This window comes from Pseudomonas sp. FSL W5-0203 (genome assembly GCF_001896155.1).
In the GTDB taxonomy this organism is placed as follows: Bacteria; Pseudomonadota; Gammaproteobacteria; order Pseudomonadales; family Pseudomonadaceae; genus Aquipseudomonas; species Aquipseudomonas paracarnis.
In genome coordinates this window covers 104,572-124,327 of record NZ_MPOR01000003.1, presented here as the reverse complement: position 1 = coordinate 124,327, position 19,756 = coordinate 104,572, and the positions used below count along the sequence as shown (strand labels likewise).

General features: G+C 62.8%; 23 protein-coding genes. 3 read left to right on the top strand and 20 right to left on the bottom strand.

Annotated elements, in window-relative coordinates; genetic code table 11:
• Nucleotides 1-21 precede the first annotated feature (21 nt).
• The 19 genes from BOP96_RS04340 to BOP96_RS04250 form a co-directional block, all read right to left on the bottom strand.
• The gene (locus BOP96_RS04340; protein ID WP_014716588.1) at nt 22-1,248 is read right to left on the bottom strand and encodes a beta-ketoacyl-ACP synthase; all 1,227 of its coding nucleotides are present in this window, start codon (nt 1,246-1,248) and stop codon (nt 22-24) included.
• Nucleotides 1,248-1,976 (bottom strand): 3-oxoacyl-ACP reductase FabG, encoded by a 729-nt coding sequence (fabG, locus tag BOP96_RS04335; RefSeq protein WP_057975401.1) that lies wholly within the window; start codon nt 1,974-1,976, stop codon nt 1,248-1,250. Before fabG ends, BOP96_RS04340 begins: the two co-directional genes overlap by 1 nt.
• The gene (locus tag BOP96_RS04330) at nt 1,973-2,434 is read right to left on the bottom strand and encodes a hotdog family protein (protein WP_032904086.1); all 462 of its coding nucleotides are present in this window, start codon (nt 2,432-2,434) and stop codon (nt 1,973-1,975) included. The genes fabG and BOP96_RS04330 overlap by 4 nt, the downstream gene beginning before the upstream one ends.
• A complete protein-coding gene (locus BOP96_RS04325; RefSeq protein ID WP_019818330.1) occupies nt 2,431-3,597 on the bottom strand; it encodes a beta-ketoacyl-[acyl-carrier-protein] synthase family protein in 1,167 nt (388 codons plus the stop codon). The genes BOP96_RS04330 and BOP96_RS04325 overlap by 4 nt, the downstream gene beginning before the upstream one ends.
• Nucleotides 3,594-4,076 (bottom strand): hypothetical protein, encoded by a 483-nt coding sequence (locus BOP96_RS04320; protein ID WP_019818329.1) that lies wholly within the window; start codon nt 4,074-4,076, stop codon nt 3,594-3,596. The genes BOP96_RS04325 and BOP96_RS04320 overlap by 4 nt, the downstream gene beginning before the upstream one ends.
• Complete coding sequence (locus BOP96_RS04315; protein ID WP_014716593.1) at nt 4,073-4,822, bottom strand: class I SAM-dependent methyltransferase; 750 nt, start codon at nt 4,820-4,822, stop codon at nt 4,073-4,075. Before BOP96_RS04315 ends, BOP96_RS04320 begins: the two co-directional genes overlap by 4 nt.
• Nucleotides 4,819-6,066, bottom strand: a complete 1,248-nt coding sequence (locus BOP96_RS04310) for an NAD(P)/FAD-dependent oxidoreductase (protein WP_014716594.1) — start codon at nt 6,064-6,066, stop codon at nt 4,819-4,821. Before BOP96_RS04310 ends, BOP96_RS04315 begins: the two co-directional genes overlap by 4 nt.
• A 33-nt stretch (nt 6,067-6,099) precedes the next feature.
• A complete protein-coding gene (locus tag BOP96_RS04305; RefSeq protein WP_073451933.1) occupies nt 6,100-8,430 on the bottom strand; it encodes an MMPL family transporter in 2,331 nt (776 codons plus the stop codon).
• Entirely contained in the window at nt 8,402-9,085 is a 684-nt protein-coding gene (locus tag BOP96_RS04300; protein ID WP_230957591.1) for an outer membrane lipoprotein carrier protein LolA, read from the bottom strand. The genes BOP96_RS04305 and BOP96_RS04300 overlap by 29 nt, the downstream gene beginning before the upstream one ends.
• On the bottom strand, nt 9,082-9,507 hold the full coding sequence (locus tag BOP96_RS04295) for an acyl-CoA thioesterase (RefSeq protein WP_003187940.1): 426 nt from the start codon (nt 9,505-9,507) through the stop codon (nt 9,082-9,084). The genes BOP96_RS04300 and BOP96_RS04295 overlap by 4 nt, the downstream gene beginning before the upstream one ends.
• Nucleotides 9,500-11,041, bottom strand: a complete 1,542-nt coding sequence (locus BOP96_RS04290; protein WP_073451931.1) for an HAL/PAL/TAL family ammonia-lyase — start codon at nt 11,039-11,041, stop codon at nt 9,500-9,502. The genes BOP96_RS04295 and BOP96_RS04290 overlap by 8 nt, the downstream gene beginning before the upstream one ends.
• On the bottom strand, nt 11,025-11,960 hold the full coding sequence (locus BOP96_RS04285; RefSeq protein WP_073451929.1) for an LpxL/LpxP family acyltransferase: 936 nt from the start codon (nt 11,958-11,960) through the stop codon (nt 11,025-11,027). The genes BOP96_RS04290 and BOP96_RS04285 overlap by 17 nt, the downstream gene beginning before the upstream one ends.
• Nucleotides 11,957-12,691: a glycosyltransferase family 2 protein gene (locus BOP96_RS04280; RefSeq protein WP_019818323.1), complete on the bottom strand. Its 735-nt coding sequence runs from the start codon at nt 12,689-12,691 to the stop codon at nt 11,957-11,959. The genes BOP96_RS04285 and BOP96_RS04280 overlap by 4 nt, the downstream gene beginning before the upstream one ends.
• A 149-nt stretch (nt 12,692-12,840) precedes the next feature.
• Nucleotides 12,841-14,511, bottom strand: a complete 1,671-nt coding sequence (locus BOP96_RS04275) for an acyl-CoA synthetase family protein (protein ID WP_073451927.1) — start codon at nt 14,509-14,511, stop codon at nt 12,841-12,843.
• Nucleotides 14,508-15,053 carry a membrane protein gene (locus tag BOP96_RS04270; RefSeq protein ID WP_014716602.1) on the bottom strand — a complete coding sequence of 182 codons (546 nt, stop codon included), beginning with the start codon at nt 15,051-15,053 and terminating at the stop codon, nt 14,508-14,510. The genes BOP96_RS04275 and BOP96_RS04270 overlap by 4 nt, the downstream gene beginning before the upstream one ends.
• Complete coding sequence (locus BOP96_RS04265) at nt 15,050-15,304, bottom strand: acyl carrier protein (RefSeq protein ID WP_003187949.1); 255 nt, start codon at nt 15,302-15,304, stop codon at nt 15,050-15,052. The genes BOP96_RS04270 and BOP96_RS04265 overlap by 4 nt, the downstream gene beginning before the upstream one ends.
• A gap of 9 nt (nt 15,305-15,313) precedes the next feature.
• On the bottom strand, nt 15,314-15,583 hold the full coding sequence (locus tag BOP96_RS04260; protein ID WP_073451925.1) for a phosphopantetheine-binding protein: 270 nt from the start codon (nt 15,581-15,583) through the stop codon (nt 15,314-15,316).
• A complete protein-coding gene (locus BOP96_RS04255) occupies nt 15,561-16,373 on the bottom strand; it encodes a lysophospholipid acyltransferase family protein (RefSeq protein WP_003187953.1) in 813 nt (270 codons plus the stop codon). Before BOP96_RS04255 ends, BOP96_RS04260 begins: the two co-directional genes overlap by 23 nt.
• Entirely contained in the window at nt 16,349-17,068 is a 720-nt protein-coding gene (locus tag BOP96_RS04250) for a beta-ketoacyl synthase chain length factor (protein ID WP_014716605.1), read from the bottom strand. Before BOP96_RS04250 ends, BOP96_RS04255 begins: the two co-directional genes overlap by 25 nt.
• 316 nt (nt 17,069-17,384) lie before the next feature.
• Between BOP96_RS04250 and BOP96_RS04245 the strand changes: the two genes are divergently transcribed.
• Nucleotides 17,385-18,155: a ParA family protein gene (locus BOP96_RS04245; protein ID WP_020301660.1), complete on the top strand. Its 771-nt coding sequence runs from the start codon at nt 17,385-17,387 to the stop codon at nt 18,153-18,155.
• 485 nt (nt 18,156-18,640) lie between these two features.
• Nucleotides 18,641-18,859, top strand: coding sequence for a DUF6124 family protein (locus BOP96_RS04240; RefSeq protein ID WP_014716607.1), 219 nt, complete (start codon nt 18,641-18,643; stop codon nt 18,857-18,859).
• A 131-nt stretch (nt 18,860-18,990) separates the two neighbouring features.
• Here BOP96_RS04240 and trxC read toward each other — a convergent pair whose 3' ends face one another.
• Entirely contained in the window at nt 18,991-19,425 is a 435-nt protein-coding gene (gene trxC / locus BOP96_RS04235) for a thioredoxin TrxC (protein WP_073451923.1), read from the bottom strand.
• An 81-nt stretch (nt 19,426-19,506) separates the two neighbouring features.
• Here trxC and BOP96_RS04230 point away from each other — a divergent pair, with 81 nt between their 5' ends.
• Complete coding sequence (locus tag BOP96_RS04230; RefSeq protein WP_032904074.1) at nt 19,507-19,731, top strand: hypothetical protein; 225 nt, start codon at nt 19,507-19,509, stop codon at nt 19,729-19,731.
• Nucleotides 19,732-19,756: the final 25 nt, after the last annotated feature.

The following is a 19,756-nucleotide window of genomic DNA, read 5'->3' as shown; positions in this document are numbered from 1 at the left end:
TTTCTCCAATCGATTAAAAAGTCAGGCCCAGCGGCGGAAGATCAACGAGGTGTTGACCCCGCCGAAGGCAAAGTTGTTGTTCATCACGTAGTCGTTGTGCATCTGGCGAAAGCCACCTTGCAGGTAGTCCAGCTCGCCGCATTGCGGGTCGACCGCGTCCAGGTTGAAGGTGTGCACGTACTGGTCGCGGTTCATCATCTCGATGCTGAACCACGATTCCAACGCCCCGCACGCGCCCAAGGTGTGCCCCAGGAAACTTTTCTGCGAACTGATCGGCATACGGCTGCCAAACAGGCTGCTGGTGGCCAGGGTTTCAGCGATGTCGCCCTGGTCGGTAGCCGTGCCGTGGCCGTTCACGTAGCCGATGGCGGACGGTTCAAGACCTGCGTCTTCCAGGGCCAGCTCCATGGCGCGGCGCATGGTTTTCTGTTCCGGGCGGGTGGTGTGCTGGCCGTCGGCGTTGCTGCCGAAGCCGACCAGCTCCGCATGAATATGCGCGCCTCGCGCGAGTGCGTGTTCCAACTCTTCGAGCACCAACATGCCGCCACCTTCACCGATCACTAGGCCGTCGCGGCCGCTGTCGTAGGGACGAGGGCTGGTTTGCGGCGCATCGTTTTTCAGGCTGGTGGCGTACAGCGCATCGAACACCATGGCTTCGGTGGGGCACAGTTCTTCTGCGCCGCCCGCAAGCATCAACGGCAGGCGCCCGAACTTGATTGCCTCATAGGCGTAGCCGATGCCCTGGCTGCCGCTGGTGCAGGCGCTGGAGGTAGGAATCAGCCGGCCCGTGAGGCCAAAGAAGATGCTGATATTTGCCGCCGTGGTGTGCGGCATCATGCGCACATAGGAGTTGGCATTGAGCCCCTCGGCCACCGAGTTGAGCAGCATATTGCCGAACGCCTTGATCTCATCGGTGCTGCCGGTGGACGAGCCACAGGCCACGCCCATGCGCCCGTCCTTGATCGACTCGTCACCCAGCAAGCCGGCGTCCCGCAACGCCTGCTCCGCCGCCCACACCGCCAGGCGCGAGACGCGGCCCATGCTGCGCAGTTGTTTGCGCGTCCAGTGCGCGGGCACGACGAAATCGTCGATAGGGCCGGCCAGGCGGGTGTTCAGTTCGGTGAAACGGTCCCACTCATCCATGCGCCGAATGCCGCTGCGGTTGGCGCGAAAGTTCGCGGCGATGGTGTCCCAGTCGCTGCCCAGGGAGGTCACGCCGGCCATGCCGGTGACGACAACGCGCTTCATCAGCACAGGCCCCCGTTCACGGCCAGCACCTGGCGCGTGATGTAGCCGGCTTCGGCCGACATCAGGAAGTTCACGGCGCCAGCGACTTCTTCCGGCGTGCCCATGCGTTGGGCCGGGATCATTTTCATCAGTTCTTCTACCGGCACGTTTTCATCCAGCATCGCGGTGTCGATCAGGCCCGGCGCCACGCAGTTGACGGTGATCTTGCGCTTGCCCAATTCAATGGCCAGCGCCTTGGCCGCACCGATCAAGCCGGCTTTGGAGGCGCTGTAGTTGACCTGGCCGCGGTTGCCGATCAGCCCGGACACCGAGGTGATACACACGATACGCCCGGCGGCGCGGCGCCGAATCATCGGCATCATCACCGGGTGCAGCACGTTGTAGAAACCATCCAGGTTGGTGCGCATCACCACATCCCAATCGTCTTCCGACAGCGCAGGAAAGGCGCCGTCGCGGGTCAGGCCGGCATTGAGCACCACGCCGTAATAGGCGCCATGCCGCTCCACATCGGCCTCAAGGATCTCTTTGCACGCAGCGCGATCGGCCACGTCGAACTGCAGCACGCGTGCCTCGCGCCCCAGGGCTTGGACCTCGAGCTGTACCGCGTCGGCTTCGGCACGGCCGCTGCGGCAATGCAGCACGATGTCATGGCCGGCCTGGGCCAGGCGCAGGGCAATGGCGCGGCCGATACCACGGCTGGAGCCGGTGACCAGTACGGATTCAGTCATGGCGTTTCGTCCTTCGATTCATCTAAATAGTTGGCCGCCTGGGGCGGTCGAAATACGTTCAAGCGCGCGCTGGCCTGGATACCGTCGCCGGTGAGGTGGCATTCGAACACGCCCATGCCGTTGTCGTCTTCCAGGGAGCGCAGGCCGTGGATATTCAGCTCGAGGCCGGCCGGAAAGTGCTCCACGTTGCACTCGAACTTACGTGTGCCCAACAGGAAACCGAGTTCCACGGCCTTGCCTTGCTGGCGTGCATGGCAACCGGCATAGGCGGCGACGCTTTGCGCCATCAGCTCGATGCCGACCCAGGCGGGCAGGCTACCGTCAGCACGGTTGAACAGGCCGCCGGGCTTGACGGTGACGCGGGTGTGGATCTGCTCTTCATCGAACGACAGCACCTGGTCGATCAGGATCATGTCGCCCGCATGGGGCAGCAGTTCGGCAAGTGGCCAATCGATCATGGGGCCTCTGCGATTATCAGGCTGACATTGTTACCGCCGAAGGCAAACGAGTTGCTCATCAGGCAGGGTTTTTTCAAGCTGTCGCCGCTGCGCGCCCATTGCAACGCGGGCAGCGCCGGGTCGGGGTGGCCGTCCCATACGTGGGGTGGCAGCAGGCGATGGGTCAGGCTCAGCCAGCAGAACGCGGCTTCCAGTGCCCCGGCAGCGCCGAGGGTGTGGCCGGTCATGGGCTTGGTCGATGAGCAGGCGACGCCGCCTGGAAACAGGCTGGCGACCGCCAGGCTTTCCATGGCGTCGTTGTGTTGGGTTGCGGTGCCGTGCAGGTTCAGGTAGCCGATCTGCTCGGGCGAAAGCTTTGCACTGGCCAGGGCCTTGCGCATGGCCAGCAACGCGCCCTTGCCGCTGGGCTCGGGCGCAGAGATATGGTGCGCGTCGCAACTGGCGCCGCTGCCCAGCAAGGCGATGGGGGCCGGCTCGCGGCTCATCAGGAACAGCACCGCCGCTTCACCGATATTGATGCCGTTGCGGTTCACCGAGAACGGATTACAGCGCTCCGCAGACACGGCTTCCAGCGCGGTAAACCCGTTCAGTGTCAGCTTGCACAGGCTGTCCACGCCGCCGCAGATCACCGCATCGCACACCCCCAGGTCCAACAGGCGCTGGGCGCTCATCAATGCTCGGGCGCTGGAGGTGCAGGCGGTGGAAATCACATAGGCCGGGCCGCTCACGTCCAACCAGTCGGCGAGGAAGTTGGCCGGGGCGCTGAGTTCCTGTTGCTGGTAATCGTAGTCGGCGGGGAACTGCGTGTTTTGCAGGTAATGGGCAATGCCACGGCTGGCTTCGTCAATGCCCGAGGTGCTGGTGCCGAGCACAACCCCGACCCGGCCAGGGCCGTAGGTTTGGATGGCCTGACGAATCTGATCTTCAATTTGCAGCGCCGCTTCCAACAGCAACTGGTTATTGCGACTGCTTTGCTGGGCCAGCTCAGGGGGCAGGCTCGCCAGTTCGCCGTGTACGGCGGCCACCGGCACGACGCGCTCCGGCACCCAGCCGCTTTCGGCACGCATGCCCGAGCAGTCGCCGGCAAACAGCTTGCGGCTGACTTGCGCCTGGCCACGGCCAAGGGCGCAGATCACGCCAAGGGCATTGAGGTAGGCGGTCATCGGCTCACACCCAACGGGGTGATGCGGTAACTCAACGGCGGGTCGGCCATGTTCACGCTGAACACCTCCGAAGACTGATAGACGATCTGCCAGTGGCCCGGCAGCGTGCGCGTCAGGTCCATGGCCTGCGCAGTGGGATACAACGCCGGTACGTCACCGGGCGCGGTCAGGGCAAACAGCAGCGCGGCAAATAGCGTGCGCGCCTGGGGGTTGGGCGGCAGCAAGCCGTCTGCCTGCCACTGCCCATCAAGCAGTTTTTGCCGGGCCAGGGGAATGCCCAGCGGGTCCATCATCGACCAGCGAATCGCGCGGCCTTCGCGCTGGATCACCAGCAGCCAGTCCTGACTCTGGCCGTCTGCCAGGCGCTGCACATGCAATTGCATCGGCAAGGCCAGGGCCGGGCTCTTCTCCGGCAGCGGCGCCTGGCTGGCGCAGGCACCGAGCAGCAGCAGGCAACTTATCAACAGCAGGCGCATCATGGGGCCGCGTTCTCCACAGGTTTACGGGCCACGCAGTTGACCAGGGTTTCCTCGCGCTGGCCCACAGGCGGTGCCTTGCGCAGGCCCCAGCGTTCCAGCAGGCCGAAGTCACTGGAACGGCTCCACCACAAGTAAGGGTACGAAATGTTCTGTGCAGCGAACTCAAAGCCCTGCTCGCGCAGCATCTCCAGGTATTCTTCGGCGCTCTTTTGCACATGCATCGGGTGGCGGAACAGCCAGCGAATCACCCAGGTGTCGATGTAAGCTTCGGTGGATTCGGCAAACAGCAGATAGCCGCCCGGCTTGAGCACCCGATAGAACTCCTTGAGTGCGCGATGTTGTTCCACCAGATGATGGAAGGTCTGGTGGCAGAACAGGATATCGACGCTGGCATCCGCTAGGTTGAGGGTCGCGCAGTCGCTGCCGATCAACTCCACGTCCAGGCCCAGCCGCGCGGCTTCTTCGCGGCTCAGTGCCAGGCTGTGAGGGTCCGCATCCAGGCCGATCAGGCGCGAAGGCGCAAATACCTGATGCAGCAACTGGAAGGATTTGCCTTGGCCGCAACCGGCATCCAGCAACACCGGCGCCACCGGCAGCGGCTCGCTGAACAGGCTGCGCAGGTCATTGATCGCCACGCGCAACACGTGATGCTGCCAGGTATGGCTGCGCAGGAACCAGAAACCGAACTTGGTTTCTTCGACGTAGTTTTGACTCAGGTAGTTTTTTTCGACGCCCGGGCTGCTCATACCGCTTCACTCGCACAAATATCCGACAACATCCGCAAGCGCCGTTTCGGCTCGCTGACAAACGGGTTGCGTTCATCCCAGGCGTAACCGGCCAGGATAGAGCTGATCATGCGGCGAATCTCCGGTGAACTGCCAGGATGGAAAATCACGTCCTGGAACGTGCCCGCATACCAGCCTTCGACGTAGCAACGGAAGGTATCGACACCGCGCTTGAGCGGTTCGGCGAACTCGGTTTGCCAGTCCACTGTTTCGCCGCTCAATTGGCGGTGCAGCACCCCTGCGGCCATGCTCGCCGAACGCATGGCAATGGTCACGCCGGAAGAGAACACCGGGTCGAGGAACTCCGCCGCATTGCCCAGCAGCGCAAAGCCTGGGCCGTGCAGGGTTTTGACGTTGGCCGAGTAGCCGCCGATGGTGCGCGCCGGGGTGTCCCAGACGGCATTTTGCAGCACGCCGGACAGGCTTGGGGTTTGCTCGATAAAGCCGCGCAGGCAGGCGTCGAGGTCGCTGTCGGCACCCTCGAAATGCTCCTTGGCCGCAACCACGCCCACCGAACAACGGCCATTACTGAACGGGATGGTCCAGAACCAGATATCGCGCTGGGTCGGGTGAGTGGTCACCAGGATTTTGCTGCGGTCAAAGCCTGGGTGTTCGATACGGTCTTCGACGTGAGTGAACACGGCCTGGCGCAGCGGGAAATTCGACGGTGCTTCCAGGTCCAGCAGGCGTGGCAACACACGGCCATAGCCACTGGCATCGAGCACGAACCTGGCCTTGAGGTGGTACTCGCTGCCATTCTGGCGGCGCACATGCAAATACCGGCTCTCGGCAGAAAAATCCACGCCGACAATGGTTTGGCCATAGCGGATTTCCACGCCTTGCAGTGCCGCCTGGTCGGCCAGCAATTTGTCGAACTCGCCGCGCTGCACCTGGAAGGTGGTGGGCTTGCCGTTGCTGAAGGTGTCGCTGAAATCAAAGGCACTGTAGCGCTCGCCCCAGGCGAAGGCCGCGCCGGTTTTTACCTGGAAGCCTGCAGCTTGCACAGCGTCGAGCATGCCGGCTTCTTCGATAAAGTCGATGCAGTGCGACAGCAGGCTTTCGCCAATCGAGAAACGCGGGAAATGCTCGCGCTCGATGATCAATACATCATGCCCTTTGCGCTTTAACAGCGCGGCCGCGATGGCACCGGAAGGCCCGGCACCGATCACCACCACCTGGCGACGTTCCATTTCAACTGTGGGCACGAGGGCTCCTTGCCGCATAGGCGCTAATCACATTCATAAGGCGTGTTTCTGCCGGCCGGCCCAGGGCGCCAGCATAAAGCTGAACGCCAGGCCCAGGCTGACCGACAAGCCGAAATTACTCACGGCCGGTGTACTGGAGACCGCCAGCAGGCCGAACGACAACCAAGTCGTCAGCGCTGCCAGCAGTGTTCCCAACAGGCTGACGGCAGGGCCGCCGATCTGCTCGCGCATCAAAATCGCATAGTCGACGCTGATGGCCGTGACCAGCAGCAGGCCAAACAGGCTGAACAAAGTCAGCGGCTGGCCCAGCCAACCGAGGCTGGCCAGGCTGCACAACGCGGCCAGCAGCGGCAGGGCGACGATACGCAAGGCGCCGCCAACGCCGAAGGGCGCAATCAGCAATAGCACGATCAGCACGCAAGACAGCAACTTCAATTCGGCAGCGCTGATCTGCGTGTCGGCAAATACGCGGTTCAAGTCGCCCAGGCGGTCGACCAGTTGCACACCGGGCAAGTTCAGCGCCTGCACCCGCAGCAGCGCCGGGTTGTTCAAGCCTTGCAGGCTGACCATGGCCGCCACGCCACCGTCCACCGGGCCCAGCCACAGCGTGCGCCACGGCTCGGCCAGCGGGCCTTGCAGTGCGGCGTCGATGTCTGCGGTAGGCAGCGCCTGCAATTGCGCCACTTCGGCTTGCAGGGCACTGAGGGGCAGGCCGAGGTCCAGTAGCGGTTGCCAGTGTAGCGCCAGGTTGTTCAGCGCCTCGCGCAACTGTTGTTGTTCTGCGGGGAGGTTGACCAGTTGATTGAGCGCCAGGTAGCCCTGAAGCTTGTCCATCTGCACCAACTGGTCCAAGCGTTTGCCCAGGGCGGCCTGGCGTTCCAGCAACTGCTGCTGATTGTCCGCCCGCACCAGGAAAAACTGGCTGGTGGGCTGGAACCCGGTGATGCGCGCCACGGCCTGGGCTTCCTGCAGCAACTGCGGCGGCGCACCGATCCATTGGCGGATATCGTTTTTAGTGTTCAGTTGCCAGAGGCCCGCCGCGCAGAACAGCAGCACCCACACCAGCAGTACCGAACTGGGCACGCGTTTGAGCAAGGCCGTGCGCAGCTGCCATAGGCTTTGGGCGACACGCAGCGGCCATTGCGCCGGGCGCAGTTCCACGCCCTTGAGCAGCGCGGGCAACAGGCACACGGCACACAAATAGGCACCGACCAAACCGGCAGCCGAAAACACCGCAATCTGGGTCAGCGCCGGGAACGGCGTCCAGGCCAGCGCCAGGTAGCCGATAGCGCTGGTGGCCAGGCTCAGGCTCAGCCCTGGCAGGGTCAGGCGCAACGCCGGCCAACTGCGCCACGGCTGCAGGCTCCAGCTTTTGGACAGGTAGTGCAGTGGGTAATCCACCGCCACGCCGATCAGGCTGGAACCCAGCACCAGGGTCATCACATGCATATGCCCAAACAGCGCCACACATGCCACCGCGCCAAACAGCATGCCCACCAGTACCGGCACGAACGCCAGCAGCACCCGCCAGCGTCGGAACGCCAGCAGCAGCAATAACAGGATGCCCAGGGTGGCGCCGCCGCCGACCCAGGTCATTTCCCGCGTGGCCTGCTGCTGCCCGTTGGCCGCATAGAGTAAACCGCTGGCGGCGAGCAGTTGCGCGCCGTGTGCGCCGGCTTGCTCGCGGCTGGCCTTCAGCAAGTCCGCCACTTGCAGCGGCAGCTTCATATCGAAGGCGTTGCCGGTAGTGCGCGCTCGCAGTAGCACCCAACTCTTGCCGTCGGCATCGGCGATCAAGGCGCCGCTGCCGATGTCCATTTGCACCGCACCGTGTTGCGGCTGGCTGTTCTGGATGCGCCCGGTCAGGCCGAGCCAATCGTCCTGGCTTGGTACCAGGCTGAAACCGGTGAAGGGGTCGAACAGCGATTGCACGCGTTGCTGGATGAACGCCTCAGGCTGCTGGATCAGTTGTTCGCGGTCCTTGGACGAGAGCATCGACAAACGCCCACGCAGCAGTTGTTCGCGCAACGCTGGCAAGTCGGCTTGCAGGTTCCACTGCACCTTTTCAAACAGGCCGCTGGCCTGCCAACGCTCACCCAGTTGCTGCGCCACGGCCACCGCTTGCTGGCGGTCGGCATGCCCCACCAGTACCAGCATTTCGCGGTTGAGCGGCTCTTGCATGCGCTGTTCGGCTTGCAGTTCCAAGGCGTCCGGCGTGCTGCCGGGCACCAGTTCCATCAGGTTGGCCGACAACGGCGCGCCATCACGCCACTGCCAGCCTGCCAGGGCCAGCACGGCCACCAGCAAGGTCAGGAACAGGCGCGGCAGCAGGCGCTCACTGGGCAAAGTCGTGTTGCTCCGCATTGCTCAACGGCTGGTCGGCGGTATTGTCCTGCATGCGCAACAGCGTGCTGTCGCCTTGGGTTTCCAGCAGTTCAATGGTGCGCACCAGTGCGCCGCCGTCGATATTGATCTGGGTGAAGACTTGCTTGAGCAGCAGTGAGCGTGGGGTCAGCGTGAGCTTCCATTGTTGGGCCTCGCCTTGCAGTTGCAGGTCGAAGTCGCGCTGCAGGCCACTGCTGTCGCCCTGCAGTACTGCCAGGAACAAACGATTCTGTTCGGCGCCGGCACTCTTGTTTGGCAGTAGTTGCCAGCCATTGGCATCGCGGCGGGCAATGCCCTGGGCTGTAATGCGGTAGTCCTGTTGCAGCGGGCTTTTCAACAGCCACAGCAGGCCTTGATCCTTGGCGAGCACGAAGGTGCCTTTGCTCACCAATGGCTGGGGCAGGGCGCGCAGGTGTTTTTCCTGGGTGAAGTTGCCGTGGATCACGGAGGGTTTGGCAAGCTGATCGCTCAACTGCTGGAGGTCGAAGGCGTGGGCGCTGAAGCTCAGCAACAACGCGATCAATGTGGGCGCGGGCTTGCCCGCGAAGAACCTGAGGGCGCTGCGCAGCGTCAGGCGACCTGCTTTATCGTTAACGTCCATCGCGGGCAAGCCCGCTCCCACAGGGGATCTCATTTCAAGGCTCTCTCTACGGCATCGGTGAAGACTTTGGGCGAGGCCAGTTGCATCTCGCGGCTGGCGATTTCCACCGCTACTTGCACGGTGCTGGCGCGGGTCAAGCGTTCGCCGCTGGCCAGGTCGGTAATCAGGTAGTTCACCTTCAAACGGTTCTCCCATTCCACCAGGCTGGCGCGCACATTGATGGTCTGGCCGAAGGTCGCGCCGCGTACATAGCGTAGCTGCATGTCGATCACTGGCCAGGCGTAGCCGGCTTCGAGCATCGCCGTGTAGTTATGGCCGATCTTGTCCAGCAACGCACAGCGCGCCACTTCCAGGTACTTCACGTAATGCCCGTGCCACACCACGTTCATGGTGTCGATGTCGAAAAACGGCACGAGGATTTCAGTGTCGCTGTGCAACACGCCGGGGCTACGCATGCAGCCTCCAGTGTTGCGCGGCGATGCGTTGCAGGCATAGGCGCAGTTCGCCTTCCAGGGCGCGGTCTTCGATGACCGGCGCAAAGTCCTGGGCCAGTTCCGCGTGCATCGCGGCCAGTGCCGGTGGCAGTGGGCGGGCATCCTCGGCCTGGGCGCGCAGCCACACGCCCTGGTTGGCGGCGAGCAGGGTCGCGGCGGCCACCTGTTCGGTCAACTCCAGCACGCGGATCGCATCGCGGGCAGCGATGGTGCCCATGCTCACCTTGTCCTGGTTGTGGCACTCGGTAGAGCGTGAGAACACGCTGGCCGGCATGGTGTTTTTCAGCGCTTCGGCGGTCCAGGCGCTGGTGCCGATCTGCACGGCCTTGAAGCCATGGTTGATCATCGCGCGATCAGCCGGGGCGCCCGACAGGTTGCTCGGCAGGCCATGGTTGTAACGCACGTCCACCAACAGTGCGAGCTGGCGGTCGAGCAGGTCGGCAACGTTGGCCACCAGGGTTTTGAGGCTGTCCATGGCGAAGGCGATATGCCCACCGTAGAAGTGCCCGCCATGCAGCACGCGTTCTTCTTCAGCGTCGATGATCGGGTTGTCGTTGGCGCTGTTGAGCTCGATTTCGATGAACGAGCGCAGCCAGCTCAAGCTATCGGCCAGCACGCCGAGTACGTGGGGTGCGCAGCGCAGCGAATAGCGATCCTGCAAGCGATGCAGCGGTGCGGTCGGTGCATCGATCGCCAGGTCGTGGCGCAGCCACGCAGCCACTTGCATCTGCCCTGGGTGCGGCTTGGCGGCGAAGAGGCGCTCGTCGAAGTGTTCCGGGTTGCCTTGCAGCGCCACCACATTGAGCGCGGTGATGCGCGTCGCCAGGTGCAGCAGGTAGTCGGCGCGGGCGAAGGCCAGGCAGGCCAGGCCGGTCATCACCGCGGTGCCGTTCATCAGTGCCAGGGCTTCCTTGGGGCGCAGGACCAACGGCTCCCAGCCCAGCTCGCGGTGAACGTCGGCCGCCGGACGGCGTTCACCACGGAATAGCACCTCGCGCTCGCCGGACAAGGTCGCGGCCACGTAGGACAGCGGCGTCAGATCACCACTGGCACCCACCGAGCCTTCTTCCGGGATCAGTGGCAGCACATCGTGTTCGAGGAAGGCGTGCAAGCGCTCCAGCAGCTCCACGCGTACGCCCGATACGCCATGGCACAGCGACTGCAAACGCGCCGCCAGCACGGCACGGGTGGCTTGGGCGTCGAGCAACTTGCCCAGGCCGCAACCGTGAAAGGTGTACAGATGACGCGGCAAGGCTTCGACGTGCTCCAGCGGCACCGCCACTACGCAGGAGTCGCCGTAGCCGGTGGTCACGCCGTAGATCACGCCTTCCTTGTCCAGCAGCGAGTCGAGGAACTGCGCGCCCTTGGCGATGCGTTGGCGGTACGCGGCATCGTCCTGCAGGTGAGTGGGTACCTGGCGGTTGGCCAGGGCCAGCACGTCTTCGATGCGCAGGGGGCGTTCACCAAAGGTGATGGGCTCAAGAGGCGTCGTCATCGGTCTTCCAGAAAGGGTAAAAGTTGAACCATTGTTGGGGCGCTTGCAGGCAGAACTGGCCCAAGCGTGCGGCGTAGCGGGCGGTCCACAGGGCGATGACCTGCTCGCGGGTACTGCGCTTCCACTCGATCAAATCGGCAAAGGGCTCGATAGTCAGGCGATAGCGGCCCTGGTGCTTAAGACACATCAGCAGATTGACCGGGCACTTGAGCAAGCCCGCCAGCAGCCATGGGCCTTGGGGAAATGTCGCCGTATGGCCGAGGAAGTCCACGCGCACCGTACGCCCGCCGTGCAGCGGGATGCGGTCGCCGGCAATCGCCAGCCACTCGCCATCGTCCAGGCGCTGGCTGAGCAGCAGCATGGTGGCCGGGTCCAGTTCGCTCACCTGAATCAGGCGCAAATGGGTCGCGCCGGCCTCGCCCAGCAGGCGGTTGAAACGCTCGGCGTGCTTGGTGTGCACTAGCACATTCATGGTGACCTGCTCACCAATCTCCGCGAGGGCGCGGCACACTTCCAGGTTACCCAGGTGCGCACCCACCAGCATCTGCCCACGCTCGCCACGCAGTTGGCTGCGCAACTGCGCCGGGTCGTTGATCTCGATTTGCTCCAGGCGCAGCTTGCCGTTCCACACGTCCAGCTTGTCCAGCAGCGAATCGGCGAAGGCCATGAACTGGGCAAAGACGGTGCGGTGGCTCGGCAGCAAGTCATCGCGCCCGCTCCATTGCGCCAGCCGCTGCTGGTATTGCCACGCGCTGTGGCGTGCGGTGCGGCCGAACAGGAAGAAGTAAAAGACGATGCTGTAGAGCAACGGGCTCAATAGGCGACGGCCGAGGACTTTGACCGCGACCGCGGTGAATTTCATCAGCCAGAAGCTGCCGCGTTCCTCGCGGTCGGCCCAATGTTTGGTGCTGTCGTTCATGCTTGCCACCGTCGCCACAGGATCATCGGCGCGCGCACGAGCATGCCGAAGAACAACCGCGTGTGCATGGCGCTGATGCGCAGGTTGTCACGCAACAAGCGAAAGTGCGACAGGCCGTCGGCGGGGTAGTGCACCTGGGTGGGCAGCCAACGCATAGGCTGGTTGCGCCAGGCCAGGCGTACCAGGATGTCCGAGTCGAAATCCATGTGCGTGCCGATGTAGGCCGAGTCCATCAGCGCCAGGGTCGGCGCCAGCGGGTACACGCGAAAGCCGCACATCGAGTCGCGAATCTCAAGCGACAGGGTGTTGATCCACACCCACACGTGGGTCAGGTAACGTGCGTACAGGCGACCCTTGGGCACGCTGTCGTCGTATTCGGGGTAGCCGCAGATGACGGCGTCGGGGTGCTGGCGTGAGGTGTGGATAAAGGTCTCGACTTCGCGCAGGTCGTGCTGACCATCGGCGTCCACTTGCAGGGCGTGGGTGTAGCCCAGGCGCGCTGCCTCGCGGAAACCGGCCATCACGGCGCCGCCCTTGCCCTGGTTGCTGGGCAGGGTCAGCAGGGTGACGTTGTCCAGCGTCGCCAGGTGCGCCAGCACGGCTGCGCAGGCGGCGCTGCTGCCATCGTCCACCAAGAGGCAGGGCAGGCCGCTTTTCAGCACACTGTGGACCACGGCCGGCACGGCGGCTTCGTGGTTGTACACCGGGATTAAAGCGCAGGGGTTATGCATGATGGGGCGCACCCGATACACCGGGCCGCCTGCATCGCAGGCAAGCCAGCTCCCACATTGGATTTGCTGTGCACACAAGATTGTTGGCCGACACTGATCCAGTGTGGGAGCGGGCTTGCCCGCGATTGAGCACGAAGTGCTCACCCGGCTTATGCATGCGCGGCCTCCAGCACGATCCGCCCGCTTGAGCACGCCGCAACGCCATTGCGATAGGCGAAGTACAGTTTGCTACGCTCCCGATCAAAGCGCAGGTGCAGTTCGATGTGATCGCCCGGGCGCACCAGTTGCTGGAACTTGAGTACTTCCATGCCGGCGAACCGGGTTGGCAGGTCGAGCAATTGCTGGCCCAGGTTGAACGCCCATTCCACCTGCACCACCCCCGGCAATACTGGGGTGACCGGGAAGTGCCCGCTGAAATAGGCCAGGTCCGGTGGGATGCTCAGTTGCAAGGTCCATTCACCTTCGGTTTCGACTTGCGCCAACACCTCGGGCCCCTTGGGGCGAGGCGCCAGCAACAAGGCTTCGACACCGGCCTGAGGCAGCTTGCCCTGGCTGTTCAGCGGCAGTTGGCGCAGCAAGCGCCAGCGGCGCGGCAAGGCCAGGGCCTCGCAATGTTGGCTCAAGTGCTGGCGCAAGGTTTGGGTGAGCGTGCGGCGGCCCTGGTTGCGCAGGGCATGCAAGCCATCGCTGCTGAGCACCACCAGCGCGCCGAGGGAGGCGCGGTTTTCCTGCACCACGCCCAAGCGGGTTTCGGCGACCCACGGGTGGGTCATCAACGCCTGTTCGAGCATCGGCAGGGAGATGCGTTTCTCTTCCAGCTTGACGATACGGTCCAGGCGGCCCAGCAACTCAAAACGGCCATCGGCATGGATGCGTGCAGCGTCGGCAGTCTGTTCGATGTGCCCTTCGGGCAGGTATTTTGATGCGATACGCAGAGCGCCGTCGGCATCCTGGCTCAGTTGTACATCGGCAAACGGCTGCCAGGGTTGCGCACCCTGGCGCCAGGCGATGCCGCCGGTTTCCGAGCTGCCGAGGATTTCCGTCGGCCATTGCTGTAAACGGTCGTAGAGGCTGCCGGCAGCTTCAATCGGCAATGCACCGCCGGAGGAAAACACTCGCGCAACCTGGCTCAGTGCCGGCCAGTCGAGGTTGTCGCCCATGCGCTTGAGCAACGCCGGGCTGGCCACCCAGGCAAATTGCCGGTGCTCTCGGCTGGCGCGCTGCATGTCTTCGGGGAACGCCAGTTGTTTGCGCACAAAGGTGCGACCTGCGCACAGCGGCCACAGCACGCGAAACAGCAAGCCGTAGATATGCTGGGTGGCGACACTGCCGATGATGCAGGCGTCCTTGAGGTCTTTGCCCCACAGGGCCTCCAGCGCCTCTACTTCATTGGCCAACTGGCGCAGGGACTTGTCGATGCGCTTGGGCTCGCCGCTGGAGCCGGAGGTGCACAGGCTCAGTTGGCAAGTGTCCAGGTCGAGGGCGGCGGCGCTCAAGGGCACTTGATACAGCGCGTCCAGGTCGCTGGCTTCGACCAGCCAGGCATCCACGGCGTCGGTCCAGCGTTGGCGCGTCTGGGGTTGCAGGTCGGCGGGCAGCAGCACGCTCGCGCCTGCGCGCCAGGCGCCCAGCAGCGCAATCGCCAGCAGCCCGGCGTCTTCCAGGTGCACGGCCAGGCGCCGGATACCCCGGGCTTGCAGGCCCGCCGCCAGGCTCAGCGACTGCTCCCACAGTTGCGCGTGGTTCATCTCGGGCTCAGTGGTTACCCAACGATTTTGCAGCGGCTCAAGCAGCAAGTGCTCAAGTTTCAACCCATTCATACGCGGCCTCGAACCCTTTGTCGTACCAGCCATTCCACGGCAAACAACAGCCCCATCAGCCCGTAGGCGATCAGGCCGTTGTACAACGTCCACCAGCTCAGCGGTGCCCACAGGGTGAGCGCGGCGGCGAGCAGGCCATTACAGAGAAAAAACACACTCCACACCAGGGTGACCCGGCGGGTATACACCACCGCGTGGGGCGGCAGGTGCGGGTCGGTCATGCGTGCCAGGCGCTCGACCATCGGCGGGCCGTATTTCAGGCTCAGGCCGAACAGCGCCAGCATGAACCCGCTGACCAGGCTCGGGTACCAGCGCAGCCACTGCGGGTTATCGAACCATGCCAGTGCCAGGCAAAACACGATCACCACCACCGCCATCCAACGGCTGCCCGGGCGCCGCGCAGCGGTGAGCGCGCGCAACAGCCACAGGCTGCCCAACAGCAAGCCGAACTGCCAGGGTGCAAAATGCTCGGTGCCGTAATACACGGCGAAGGGGTACAGCAGCCCCGCCAATAAAAGGCCAAGGCCGATCAGCCGGCTCATGCGGCGGGCTGGACCAGACGGTACACCGCCTCTACCACGTCGTTCACCGTGCGTACCGCCTTGAACTCTTCGGCGGCGATTTTCTTGCCGGTCTGGCGCTTGATGTGGTCGATCAGGTCCACGGCGTCGATGCTGTCGATTTCCAGGTCCTGGTACAGGTTGGCGTCGAGGGTGACGCGTTCCGGGGGCAGTTCAAACAGTTCCACCAAGGCGTCGCGCAGGGTGTTGAAGATATCGTCACGAGTTTGCATGGTACGGTCTCAAGCTGCCTGTCGGGCCGTGACGAACGCCGCAAGGCTGGCCACGTTGGTGAAGTGATTGCGGGTGTCCTTGGCGTCGGCATCGATTTTGATGCCGTATTTTTTCTGGATCGCCAGGCCCAATTCCAGCGCATCGACCGAATCCAGGCCCAGGCCTTCGCCAAACAGGGTCTGCTCGCTGCCAATATCGTCGGGGCTGATGTCTTCCAGGCCCAGGGCCTCGATGATCAGCGTCTTTATGTCGTGCTCAAGGCGGTGTTGGTCGCTCATCTTCGGCGAGCTCCTTAATGAAATAGTGATGCAGGTGATCGTTGAGCTTGCGTGAAGCCTGGGGCGCGGGCCCGACTGCGGCAAACGCTTGTGGCTCTATATCGGCGCCCACGCGCAAACTGAAGTGAAATCGACGGTGGGGGATGCGATACCAGGGTTCGGCCTTGGTCAGGGTGGTGGGGCTGACCTTGATCACCACTGGCGTGATGATTGTCGCACCACGCAGCGCAATGGCCGCACCGCCGCGATGAAAGGCCGGCGCCGCGCCCGGCGTGGTGCGGGTGCCTTCGGGAAAGATGATCAGCGTCTGGCCGGCGCGCAGGGCGTCGGCTGCGGCATCGAGCATGTCGGCACTGCCGTCATTGCTGATATAGCCGGCATCGCGCACCGGGCTGCGGGTGAACGGGTTCTGGAACAGGCTCTGCTTGACCACGCAGTTGGTCTGGCGCATCAGGCCGATCAGGAACACCACGTCGATCAGCGACGGGTGGTTGGCGACGATCATCTGGCCAGGGCGGCCAAGCTTTTCGGCACCCTCGACGCTGTACGTGAGAATGCCCAGGCCCTTCATCAGGCGAATGAAAAACCAGAACAGGCAACTGATGGTGTGGCGTGCGCGCCGTTGATGCTGGCTGGCGTCGCCCGGCAGGCAACTGAGCAACGGAAAGACCAGCAAACGCAGGCACAGCCCGCCGATGCCAAACAGGCAAAAGCTGAGGGCCGTGGCGAACAGGCGCCAATAATAGGCCTGCCGTGGCTTGTGGGTCAGGGCTTGCGTTGCCAGTTCCATACTCGGTTCTTCCAGGCATGTTGGCAGGCGCCCTGTTCGGTCAGCAGGGTGCGCAGCAGGTTCAGGGCGTGGGGCCACTGGGTTTGAGTGAGTTGGACAGTGCCGGTGGTGAGTTCCAGTTGCCACTCGTCGCCCGGCGTGAGCAACAGGCCGAGGGCGTAGGGGAAGGGCACATCCCTAATCCAGCTGGCGTAGGCGTGGGGCGGTTGTTCTTCGGTGATCACCAGCAATACGGCGGCGGCGCCTTCGTTGAGCAACGCGGCGGCTTCGAGCAGGCCGTGTTCGAGGCCATCGCCGGCGGCGGCGAGGGCGGTCATCTCGCTGGTTTCATTGCGCAGGATCGACCACAGGCCAATCACCGCGTTATGCACCGACAGGCTGAACTGAGTGGGCGACAGCGGCTGCTCGTTGGCCAGGTCACTGAGGATGTCCAGGGTGCGCGGGGTTTCGCCGTGGCGGGAAATAAACACCAGCGGCAGGTCTTCAAGGCCCTCGGCCAGCGGCCAGCCGACGCTGAACGCCATGCGCGCCAGCCGGCTCAGACGGCGGCGCTGCATGGCTGGCAAAAATGACACATCGGGGGACGCTTCGCTGACAGGCGGCAACACCGGGTCCCGGCACCAGGCGTACCAGTCGTCCGCACTCGCAAGGCCGGGAGCCCAGGCGCGCCATTGGGCGATGTTGAAGTTGATCACTGAGAAGTTATCCCGCCCCTGCGGGCTTCCATGTGCGGCCAATGGCCCCGGATTCCGGGACAGGGAGCAATGGCCGTATGGCGCGCATTATCCCGGTGCTGTGGGGTTCTAGCAAATAGTGGTGAAAGTTTGTTCACTAATGATCACAAATAAGTTGGAAGAATTTGCAGATTATCGGCGATCAAAGGCCGGACTCGATCGTTACGCGGTTTCCATTCATTTGTGAGCCAGACAGCGCGCAAGGATGAACGAGGTAGCTAACCGGCGCTTTTGCGCTCTACACTCGGGGGATTCATTGATACACGGAGGTTTTTCCATGCGGCGCGTGGTGTTCAATCAAAAAGGCGGTGTGGGCAAGTCCAGCATCGCCTGCAACCTGGCGGCGGTCAGCGCCAGCGAAGGTTATCGAACCCTGTTGGTGGACCTCGATGCACAGGCCAACTCAACCCAGTACCTCACTGGGCTGACGGGTGACGACATCCCCATGGGGATCGCGGATTTTTTCAAGCAGACGTTGTCTTCCGGGCCGTTTTCGAAGAAGAACAAGGTGGATATCTACGAAACGCCGTTCGACAACCTGCACGTGATCACCGCCACCGCCGAGCTGGCAGACCTGCAGCCCAAGCTCGAAGCCAAGCACAAAATCAACAAGCTGCGAAAGCTGCTGGATGAGCTGAGCGAGGATTACGACCGGATTTACCTGGATACGCCTCCGGCCTTGAACTTCTATGCGGTTTCGGCGCTGATTGCCGCTGATCGCGTGCTGATCCCCTTCGATTGTGACAGCTTCTCGCGCCAGGCGTTGTATGGCCTGCTAGCAGAGATCGAAGAATTGAAGGACGACCATAACGAAGGCCTGGAAGTGGAAGGCATCGTGGTCAACCAATTCCAGGCACGGGCGAGCCTGCCGCAACAGATTCTCGATGAGTTGATTGCCGAAGGGCTGCCGGTACTGCCGGTGTACCTGGCCAGCTCCGTGCGTATGCGCGAGTCGCACCAGGAGAGCAAGCCGCTGATTCATCTGGACCCACGGCATAAGCTGACGCAGCAGTTTGTGGAGTTGCATAACTTACTTGAGAACGCCTGACCCCACAGGCAACACCGAACACTGTGGGAGCCGGGCTTGCCCGCGATGAGGGCGGCACATTGACTCAATGTGTCGCCTGGAACACCGTTATCGCAGGCAAGCCAGCTCCCACAGTTTGGATTGCATGTCGGCAGGTGAGTTGGATTTGTCCCACAAGGTATGTAGGAAGGGGCTGGCAATTGGGCTTGTGCCTTGTAACCTTGCCTACAGCTACGCCAGAATCCGCCGGCTTGTGCGTCTGGATGGGCGTCTCTAAGGTTTGCCGGTCGCTGAATGTTCAGTGATCGGGTTTAGTAGCCCGACCGACCAAAGCATGTGCACCTGCTCCAAAAGCATGGCGTTTATCGCCTATCTGATGGTGGCTGTGCGCAGGGCACCTTCGGGTGCGCCGGTCTTTGCTTTGTTCCCCGGTCTACTAACCTGCGTACAGCTGCCACCCTTCGTTTAGTAGCGAAACGGTAGTGGCCCTATCAGGGAACAAATGCATGTCTATCCGTCTTTTCAATGTTTCACCCAACCTCCCCACCGAAACCCTCGTACTCAACAGCTACGAAACCTTCTCCTCGGTGCGCACCTTGCTGCTCAACCTGTCCAACGACCTCACCGGCGAACACCGCGACGTAGCGCTGGCCATCCACCAGTTAAGCGAACTGGGCGTCATGCTGGTCAGCCAGATGATGGACCGCGAAGCCCCGCTGACCTAACGCATGAAATGCATCTAATGTGGGAGCTGGCTTGCCTGCGATGGCATCACCTCGGTGTACCAGGCAGACCGAGTCGCCTGCATCGCAGGCAAGCCAGCTCCCACATTGACCGAGTTGATGGAGGAGGATGTTTACACCCCCTGGCTACGCAACCAACTCATCAACTGCGGCAACGGAAATGCCCCACTCTGGCGCGCCACTTCGCGGCCGTTCTTGAACAGTATCAAACTGGGAATCGAGCGAATCCCCAGCTGAGCCGACAGCTTCTGGTTAGCCTCACTGTCCAGCTTCGCCAGCCGGCACTTGCCTTCCAACTGCCCGGCGGCCTGTTCGAATATCGGAGCAAACGACTTGCACGGCCCGCACCAGTCGGCCCACACATCGACCAGGAGCGGCAGGTCGCCCTTGATCTGGCTGGCATAGTCACCCTGTTTCAAATCAAAGGGTTTGTTCAGCAACACCGACTGCTTGCAACGCCCGCACTTGGGCGCATCAGCCAGGCGTTCGCCGGGGATGCGGTTGAGGCCGTTGCAATGTGGGCAGGGGATTACAAGAGATTCGGACATCGGGGGCTCCTTGGGGGCGGCTATTGGCTTCAATCTGGTGTCGGCGACGCGGTTTATCAACACGCGAAAAAAGGACAAAGCATGAACCACGCTCTAAAACTGGCCATTGAACATTGGCCTTACGTTGCAACGCTGCTGCGCAAACCCCAAACCGAGGATGATTATGGCGTCCTGGTCGAGGCGATTGATGAGCTGCTCGATATCACAGGAGAAGATGAAGACCATCCAATGAGTGGGCTACTTGACATCATTTCTGACTGGGTGGAGGCCTATGATCTGGAGCATCAGCGTATGCCTCAGATCTGATGAGCCTACTCACCGCAGAATAATC

Coding starts and splice junctions, on each gene's coding strand:
- BOP96_RS04300 (WP_230957591.1), bottom strand. CDS start 9,085: ATGAGATCCCCTGTGGGAGCGGGCTTGCCCGCGATGGACGTTAACGAT.
- BOP96_RS04265 (WP_003187949.1), bottom strand. CDS start 15,304: ATGCAAACTCGTGACGATATCTTCAACACCCTGCGCGACGCCTTGGTG.
- BOP96_RS04330 (WP_032904086.1), bottom strand. CDS start 2,434: ATGATCGATTGGCCACTTGCCGAACTGCTGCCCCATGCGGGCGACATG.
- BOP96_RS04295 (WP_003187940.1), bottom strand. CDS start 9,507: ATGCGTAGCCCCGGCGTGTTGCACAGCGACACTGAAATCCTCGTGCCG.
- BOP96_RS04290 (WP_073451931.1), bottom strand. CDS start 11,041: ATGACGACGCCTCTTGAGCCCATCACCTTTGGTGAACGCCCCCTGCGC.
- BOP96_RS04305 (WP_073451933.1), bottom strand. CDS start 8,430: ATGCGGAGCAACACGACTTTGCCCAGTGAGCGCCTGCTGCCGCGCCTG.
- BOP96_RS04280 (WP_019818323.1), bottom strand. CDS start 12,691: ATGCATAACCCCTGCGCTTTAATCCCGGTGTACAACCACGAAGCCGCC.
- BOP96_RS04245 (WP_020301660.1), top strand. CDS start 17,385: ATGCGGCGCGTGGTGTTCAATCAAAAAGGCGGTGTGGGCAAGTCCAGC.
- BOP96_RS04320 (WP_019818329.1), bottom strand. CDS start 4,076: ATGATGCGCCTGCTGTTGATAAGTTGCCTGCTGCTGCTCGGTGCCTGC.
- BOP96_RS04255 (WP_003187953.1), bottom strand. CDS start 16,373: ATGGAACTGGCAACGCAAGCCCTGACCCACAAGCCACGGCAGGCCTAT.
- BOP96_RS04315 (WP_014716593.1), bottom strand. CDS start 4,822: ATGAGCAGCCCGGGCGTCGAAAAAAACTACCTGAGTCAAAACTACGTC.
- BOP96_RS04240 (WP_014716607.1), top strand. CDS start 18,641: ATGTCTATCCGTCTTTTCAATGTTTCACCCAACCTCCCCACCGAAACC.
- BOP96_RS04260 (WP_073451925.1), bottom strand. CDS start 15,583: ATGAGCGACCAACACCGCCTTGAGCACGACATAAAGACGCTGATCATC.
- BOP96_RS04285 (WP_073451929.1), bottom strand. CDS start 11,960: ATGAACGACAGCACCAAACATTGGGCCGACCGCGAGGAACGCGGCAGC.
- BOP96_RS04325 (WP_019818330.1), bottom strand. CDS start 3,597: ATGACCGCCTACCTCAATGCCCTTGGCGTGATCTGCGCCCTTGGCCGT.
- BOP96_RS04230 (WP_032904074.1), top strand. CDS start 19,507: ATGAACCACGCTCTAAAACTGGCCATTGAACATTGGCCTTACGTTGCA.
- BOP96_RS04270 (WP_014716602.1), bottom strand. CDS start 15,053: ATGAGCCGGCTGATCGGCCTTGGCCTTTTATTGGCGGGGCTGCTGTAC.
- BOP96_RS04340 (WP_014716588.1), bottom strand. CDS start 1,248: ATGAAGCGCGTTGTCGTCACCGGCATGGCCGGCGTGACCTCCCTGGGC.
- fabG (WP_057975401.1), bottom strand. CDS start 1,976: ATGACTGAATCCGTACTGGTCACCGGCTCCAGCCGTGGTATCGGCCGC.
- BOP96_RS04275 (WP_073451927.1), bottom strand. CDS start 14,511: ATGAATGGGTTGAAACTTGAGCACTTGCTGCTTGAGCCGCTGCAAAAT.
- trxC (WP_073451923.1), bottom strand. CDS start 19,425: ATGTCCGAATCTCTTGTAATCCCCTGCCCACATTGCAACGGCCTCAAC.